Origin of the sequence: Streptomyces sp. NPDC051104 (assembly GCF_040682835.1) — a bacterium.
In the GTDB taxonomy this organism is placed as follows: Bacteria; Actinomycetota; Actinomycetes; order Streptomycetales; family Streptomycetaceae; genus Streptomyces; species Streptomyces cynarae.
In genome coordinates this window covers 24,147-30,146 of sequence record NZ_JBFBBS010000057.1, presented here as the reverse complement: position 1 = coordinate 30,146, position 6,000 = coordinate 24,147, and the positions used below count along the sequence as shown (strand labels likewise).

Below are 6,000 nucleotides of genomic sequence, written 5' to 3'. Positions count from 1 at the left end.
CGGCACTCCCCCAAGCTCTTCGAGCAGGGGGTACCCCCAGAGCACGCACCGGACACCGCTCCTTGACGGGCAAACGTTGCCTGCCGCGGCACTAGCGCGGGGTGCGGCGCAGCAGGCGTTTGAGGACCAGGACCACGGCCAGGCCGGCGGCGATGACCAGGGCGCCCACCTTGTAGTCGGCGTTCAGCGGCGAGCCGCTTCCGGCACCGGTCTGCGTACTCCCTTTCCCCGAGGGTGACTTGGACGACTGGTGACCGGGCGCCTTCTCGGGCTGCACCGGGCTGTCGGCGCCCTCGCTCCCGTACAGGAGCTCGGAGCCGTCGAGCGTGTAGGTGACCGACTCGCCCTGCCGCTGCAGGGGGACGTCCAGACGGGCCTGCTTCTTGATCCGCCCGCCGTTCCACGCGTATGCGATGCCGCCGAAGTAACCGCGCACGGCGAGCTGTTCGCCGTCGGGCGAGAAGGCGGCGTCGGTGGCCCACAGGTCGACGGCGGCGATGGGGCGGAAGACGTTCGTCCCCGTGGCGGAGAGCCTGGCCGGGCCCTCGTAGAGGTGGCCGCCATCCTCCTTCTTGTCGATGATGTAGACGCGCCCGGTCTTCGGGTGGACCAGCAGGGACTCGGCGTCCCTGGGGCCGTCCGCGTACTTCACGACGTACTGGGTGGCGCGGATCGTCTGGTCCTTGAGCACCTTCGGCTCGGGCAGCTTGTAGATCCACACGTACGGCCACCTGCCGCCGAAGTTGTCGCCGATGTCGCCGAGGTAGATCTCGTTGCCCGGGCCTATGGAGACGGCCTCCACGTCACGGGGCGTGCCGATGCCGCGGAGGGTGAGCGTGGCCACCGTCTTTCCGGTGCGACCGTCCACCGCATAGACGTACGGGCCGTCGTCGCTGTCGTTGTGCGTCCAGTAGATCCCCGGGTGGAGACGGGAGGCGGCGAGCCCGCTCGACTCGGTGATCCGGGGGTCCTTGACGGTGAAGCCGCCGTCGTCGGCGGACGCGGGCGCCGGCGCGGCGAGCGCGAGCGCACCGACGAGAAGGGCCCCGGAGAGGAACGCGAACGATCGACGCATGCCCCAAGCCTGCCATCCGTCGAACGGCGGCCGTCGTGCGTGTCGATCCTCACATCCCGCCCGTCCCATACGTCCCGTCCGGCTTCCCCGCTGATCGTCCATCATGAGCGGATGCTCAGGTTCATGCCCGTAGGCGACTCCATGACGATCGGCAGCGCGGGCGAACACACATGGCGCTACTGGCTGTGGCGGCATCTGTGCGCGACGTACGGCGGCCCGTGCACGATCGTCGGTCCGCGCGAGACGCTGTACGACAAGGCCGCGGACGCGCCGACGTCGTACGCCTACGCCGAACCCGACTTCCCGCGCGCCCATCTGGCCGGCTGGGGCGAGGGCTGGCTGCACATGGTGCCACTGATCGCGGACGCGGTCCGCGAGTCCCGGGCGGACGTGCTGCTCGTTTCCCTCGGTCTGATCGACCTGGGCTTCTTCACGAACGCGGAGCAGACGGCGGAGAACGTGCGGCGCTTCGTGGCGGAAGCGCGGAGCGCCAACCCGCGCGTCCGGATGGTCCTGCTCCCGGTGATCCCTAACATCCGGGCGCAGGCGGACGCACTCTTCGGGGCCCAGGTGGCCCTCTTCAACGAGCTTCTGGCGAAGGCGGCGGCCGACCTGGACGAGCCCCGTTCGCCGATCCTGCTGGCGTCGCCGCCGCCGTCATACGACATCCACGTCGACACGTACGACGGTACGCATCCGAATGCCTCAGGCGAGCACAAGATCGCGGAGGCGTTCGCGGGGGCGATGTGGGAGGAGTGGGGGATCGGACGGGCGTACGCAGCCGGAACAAGTTGACCGATTTCCGGCGTCTCCTCGTCACCGTGCGTATCGTTGAACCGCGCGGCTGCACTCGTCCGTGGGGCAGTCGGGGAGGAGCGCCACGATGACCGTCCTTGAAGACAGGATCGAAATGGCCGACGCCGACGCCAACACCAAGCGTCTGGACGAGTGGTTCGAGCGTCTTGAGCGCATGCCCGTCCCCGAGGGATACAGGGTCGAGATCGTCGGGGGCAACGTCCATATGACGCCGCAGCGGGACACTCATTGGCTGATCATCCGCGAGTTCCTCTGGGCTCTCGAGGACAGGTTCGGGAGGAAGGTCAAGGTGTTCTCGGACGTCCGCATCGACTTCCCGGGCCACGAAAACGGCTTCTGCCCGGACGTCGCCCTGCTCAAGAGCTCGGCAAAGCCGGACGACACGGGCCACTGGCGTTACCAGGACGTCGAGTTCGTCGCCGAGGTCATCTCCCAGGGCACGGCTCAGAATGACTACGGCCCGAAGAGGGCCGCCTACGCTGACGCCGAGGTCCCTGTCTACGTCATCGCCGATCCCTACCAGGGGCGATGCTTCGTCTACACCGACCCGAAGGACGGCGGCTACGAGAACAGGACGCCGGTGGACTTCGGCACCGACATCGACCTCACCGGCACCGTGGTCAACCTCGTCCTCAAGACCGACGACTTCCCCCGCGACTGACCCGGCCCCACGCCCAACCCCCCTTGCCTAGAGCGCACTCCACCCCGTTGGCTAAGCAGTCATGAAGTACACGCAGCTCGGACGCACGGGACTCAAGGTCAGCCGGCTCGTTCTCGGGACCATGAACTTCGGTCCGCAGACCGAGGAAACCGACAGTCACGCGATCATGGACGCAGCCCTGGACGCGGGGATCAACTTCTTCGACACCGCGAACGTTTACGGCTGGGGCGAGAACAAGGGCCGTACCGAGACCATCATCGGCAACTGGTTCGCCAAGGGCGGCGAGCGGCGCGACAAGGTCGTGCTCGCCACCAAGGTGTACGGCAACATGGGCGCGGACGGGGAGGCCTGGCCCAACCACGACAAGCTCTCCGCCGTGAACATCCGGCGGGCGGTCGACGCCAGCCTCAAGCGCCTCCAGACCGACTACATCGACCTGTACCAGTTCCACCACATCGACCGGAACACTCCCTTCGAGGAGATCTGGCAGGCCCTGGACGTGCTCGTCCAGCAGGGCAAGGTCCTGTACGTCGGCTCCAGCAATTTCCCCGGCTACAAGATCGCGCAGGCGAACGAGACCGCGGCCCGGCTCGGCTCGCTGGGGCTGGTCAGCGAGCAGTGCCTGTACAACCTCTTCGAGCGCCGCGCCGAGATGGAGGTCATTCCGGCCGCGCAGGACTACGGCGTCGGGGTCATCCCGTGGTCGCCGCTGCACGGCGGGATGCTGGGCGGCGTCATCAAGAAGGAGGTCCAAGGCGGACGCCGGGCCGGCGGGCGCACCGCCGACTCGCTCGCCGACCCCGCGGTGCGGTCGCAGATCCAGTCCTACGAGGACCTGCTGGAGAAGCACGGTCTGGAGCCCGGCGAAGCGGCTCTCGCCTGGCTGCTGACCCGCCCGGGCGTCACGGGCCCGATCGTCGGCCCGCGCACCGCCGAGCAGCTTCAGTCCGCGATCAGGGCGGTGGAGCTGGAGCTGTCGGAGGAGGTCCTGGCGGGCCTGGAGGAGATCTTCCCCGGTCCGGGTCCGTCTCCGGAGGCCTTCGCCTGGTAGCCCGCGGCGGGGCGTGGGTGGTGTCCGCGGGCCGGGGAGCGCCTGGCCCGGGGCATCTTGCCCGCGTTCCGCGCGGTACCCGGATCTACTTCCCGACCACCGCCGCCAGCGCCACCACCGCGAACATCAGCACGAGCACACCGGCCATGATCCGGTTACGGGTCTTCGGGTCCACGTATCGAGCCTAACCGGACCTCGTCACTCCCCTGCGCCGAGCCCCCACCGCTCCACCGTCTCGTAGCGCGGCTGCTCCCCCGGCACGCCCGACCTCGGCAGGCGGCTGCGCACGAGGGCCAGGTCGGCGACCGTCCACTCGCGGCCCGCGAACTCCCGCAGCGCCGCCACATACGGCCGGAAGTCCGCCGTGCCCCGGCTGCGGGCCAGGGTCAGATGCGGGCGGTAGGGGCGGTGCTCCCCCATCTCCACGCCCGCCTTGCGCGCCGCGGACTCCACGCGGTCGGCGAGCAGCTGGAGCGCCCGTACGTCCCCGGACGCTCCCACCCACAGGGCCCGGTCCCCGAAGCGCCCGCCCCCGGACACGGACAGCGGGAACGGCTCGGTGCGCCGGGCCGCCCGGGCGAGCCGCTCGGACAGGTCCGCTACGACGTCCTCGGCGACCTCGCCGTAGAAGGCCAGCGTGAAGTGCCAGGCCGGCCGTTCCGTCCAGCGCAGTGAGCGCGCCCCCGGCAGTCCCTCCAACTCCTTTACCGCCGAGGCCAGTTCCCGGAGGGCGTCCGGGGGCGGCAGCACCGCGGCGAAGAGTCTCATGACCTCACCTTCGCAGGGATCGGGTTCCCCGGCCACACCGGTGACCATGCACGAAGGGGGCGCCCCGCGACGCGGGCGCCCCCGTTCTCTCAGGCCGTCACCGACCCGCTCAGGCCGTCACCGGCTCCCCGCGCGGCACGAACCGTACCCGCGGGTGCCCCCGGTGCCAACCCACCGCCAGGCGCAGGCCGCTCGCCCGGACCAGGATCAGGCCGATGGTCACGGCGGCCAGGGCCGAGATCAGGCCGCCCAGGGCGAACCCGACACGGGCGCCGTACGCGTCCGTGATCCAGCCGACCACGGGCGCCCCGAGCGGCGTACCGCCCATGAAGACCATCATGAACAGGGCCATGACGCGGCCGCGCATCGCCGGGTCCGTGCCCATCTGGACGGCCGTGTTCGCCGTGACGTTCACCGTGAGGCCGAAGATCCCTATCGGCACCATCAGCAGCGAGAACAGCCACAGGGACGGCGCCCCGGCCGCCACGATCTCCAGCGTGCCGAAGAGGGCCGCCGCCGCGATCAGCACCCGCAGCCGGGCCGTGCCGCGGCGGGCGGCGAGCAGTGCGCCGGTCAGCGAGCCGATCGCCATCAGCGTGTTGAAGAGGCTGTAGGCGCCGGCGCCCGCGTGGAAGACGTCGTCCGCGTAGGCCGACAGCCACACGGGGAAGTTGAAGCCGAAGGTGCCGATGAACCCGACCAGCACGATCGGCCAGATCAACTCGGGGTGCCCGGCGACATAGCGCAGGCCCTCGCGCAGCTGGCCCTTGCCGCGCGGCGCGCGCTCCACGGCGTGCAGCTCACGGGCGCGCATCAGCAGCAGGCCGGCGATGGGCGCGAGGAAGGACAGGCCGTTGAGCAGGAAGGCCCAGCCCGTGCCCATGCCGGTGATCAGGACACCGGCGACGGCTGGGCCGACCAGGCGGGCGGACTGGAAGTTCGCCGAGTTCAGGCTGACCGCGTTCTGCAGGTGCTTCGGGCCGACCATCTCGGAGACGAAGGACTGCCGGGCCGGGTTGTCGACGACCGTGGCGAGTCCGACGGCGAAGGCGGCCACGTAGACGTGCCAGACCTGGACGTGCCCGGTCAGGGTCAGGAAGGCGAGGACGAGGCCGGTGGCTCCCATCGCCGACTGCGTGACGAGCAGCGTCGGGCGCTTGGGCAGACGGTCGACGAGGACGCCGCCGTACAGGCCGAACAGCAGCATCGGCAGGAACTGCAGCGCCGTGGTGACACCGACGGCGGTGGAGGAGCCGGTCAGGCTGAGCACCAGCCAGTCCTGGGCGATCCGCTGCATCCAGGTGCCGGTGTTGGAGACGACCTGGCCGAGGAAGAAGAGCCGGTAGTTACGGATGCGCAGCGAGCTGAACATCGATGACGTGCGGGGCTCGGCCGGGACGGCGGTCTCGGCGCGTTCGACGGACTCGGCCGACGGGACGGTCTCGGTCCGCGCGACGGTCTCGGTCCGTTCGGCAGGCTCGGGGCTCTCGGTGGCGGTGGGGGACTGTGCCGGTTGTGCGGTCTCGTGGGCGGGCGGGGAGTCGTGGGTGGCTGGTGCGGGGGCGGAAGCTGCTCCGGTTCCCGTACTCAAAGGGATTCGCCTCCTTGCGATGACGGCTTCGTACGTGC

The 6,000-nt window shown here is 70.0% G+C and carries 6 protein-coding genes; 3 read left to right on the top strand and 3 right to left on the bottom strand.

Annotated features, from left to right (window positions below):
- Positions 1-91 precede the first annotated feature (91 nt).
- Complete coding sequence (locus AB0N14_RS36520; RefSeq protein ID WP_366030010.1) at positions 92-1,075, bottom strand: WD40 repeat domain-containing protein; 984 nt, start codon at positions 1,073-1,075, stop codon at positions 92-94.
- A 111-nt stretch (positions 1,076-1,186) separates the two neighbouring features.
- Between AB0N14_RS36520 and AB0N14_RS36515 the strand changes: the two genes are divergently transcribed.
- The 3 genes from AB0N14_RS36515 (at position 1,187) to AB0N14_RS36505 (ending at position 3,603) form a co-directional block, all read left to right on the top strand.
- Positions 1,187-1,870, top strand: coding sequence for a GDSL-type esterase/lipase family protein (locus AB0N14_RS36515; RefSeq protein ID WP_366030008.1), 684 nt, complete (start codon positions 1,187-1,189; stop codon positions 1,868-1,870).
- 88 nt (positions 1,871-1,958) lie between these two features.
- Positions 1,959-2,552, top strand: a complete 594-nt coding sequence (locus tag AB0N14_RS36510) for a Uma2 family endonuclease (RefSeq protein WP_366030007.1) — start codon at positions 1,959-1,961, stop codon at positions 2,550-2,552.
- Between the two features lie 61 nt (positions 2,553-2,613).
- A complete protein-coding gene (locus AB0N14_RS36505; RefSeq protein ID WP_366030006.1) occupies positions 2,614-3,603 on the top strand; it encodes an aldo/keto reductase in 990 nt (329 codons plus the stop codon).
- A 198-nt stretch (positions 3,604-3,801) separates the two neighbouring features.
- Here the strand turns inward: AB0N14_RS36505 and thpR are convergent, their stop codons facing one another.
- Together thpR and AB0N14_RS36495 are read right to left on the bottom strand one after the other, a co-directional pair.
- Positions 3,802-4,371, bottom strand: coding sequence for an RNA 2',3'-cyclic phosphodiesterase (gene thpR / locus AB0N14_RS36500; protein WP_366030005.1), 570 nt, complete (start codon positions 4,369-4,371; stop codon positions 3,802-3,804).
- Positions 4,372-4,480: 109 nt separating this feature from the next.
- Positions 4,481-5,962 carry an MFS transporter gene (locus AB0N14_RS36495; RefSeq protein WP_366030004.1) on the bottom strand — a complete coding sequence of 494 codons (1,482 nt, stop codon included), beginning with the start codon at positions 5,960-5,962 and terminating at the stop codon, positions 4,481-4,483.
- Positions 5,963-6,000: the final 38 nt, after the last annotated feature.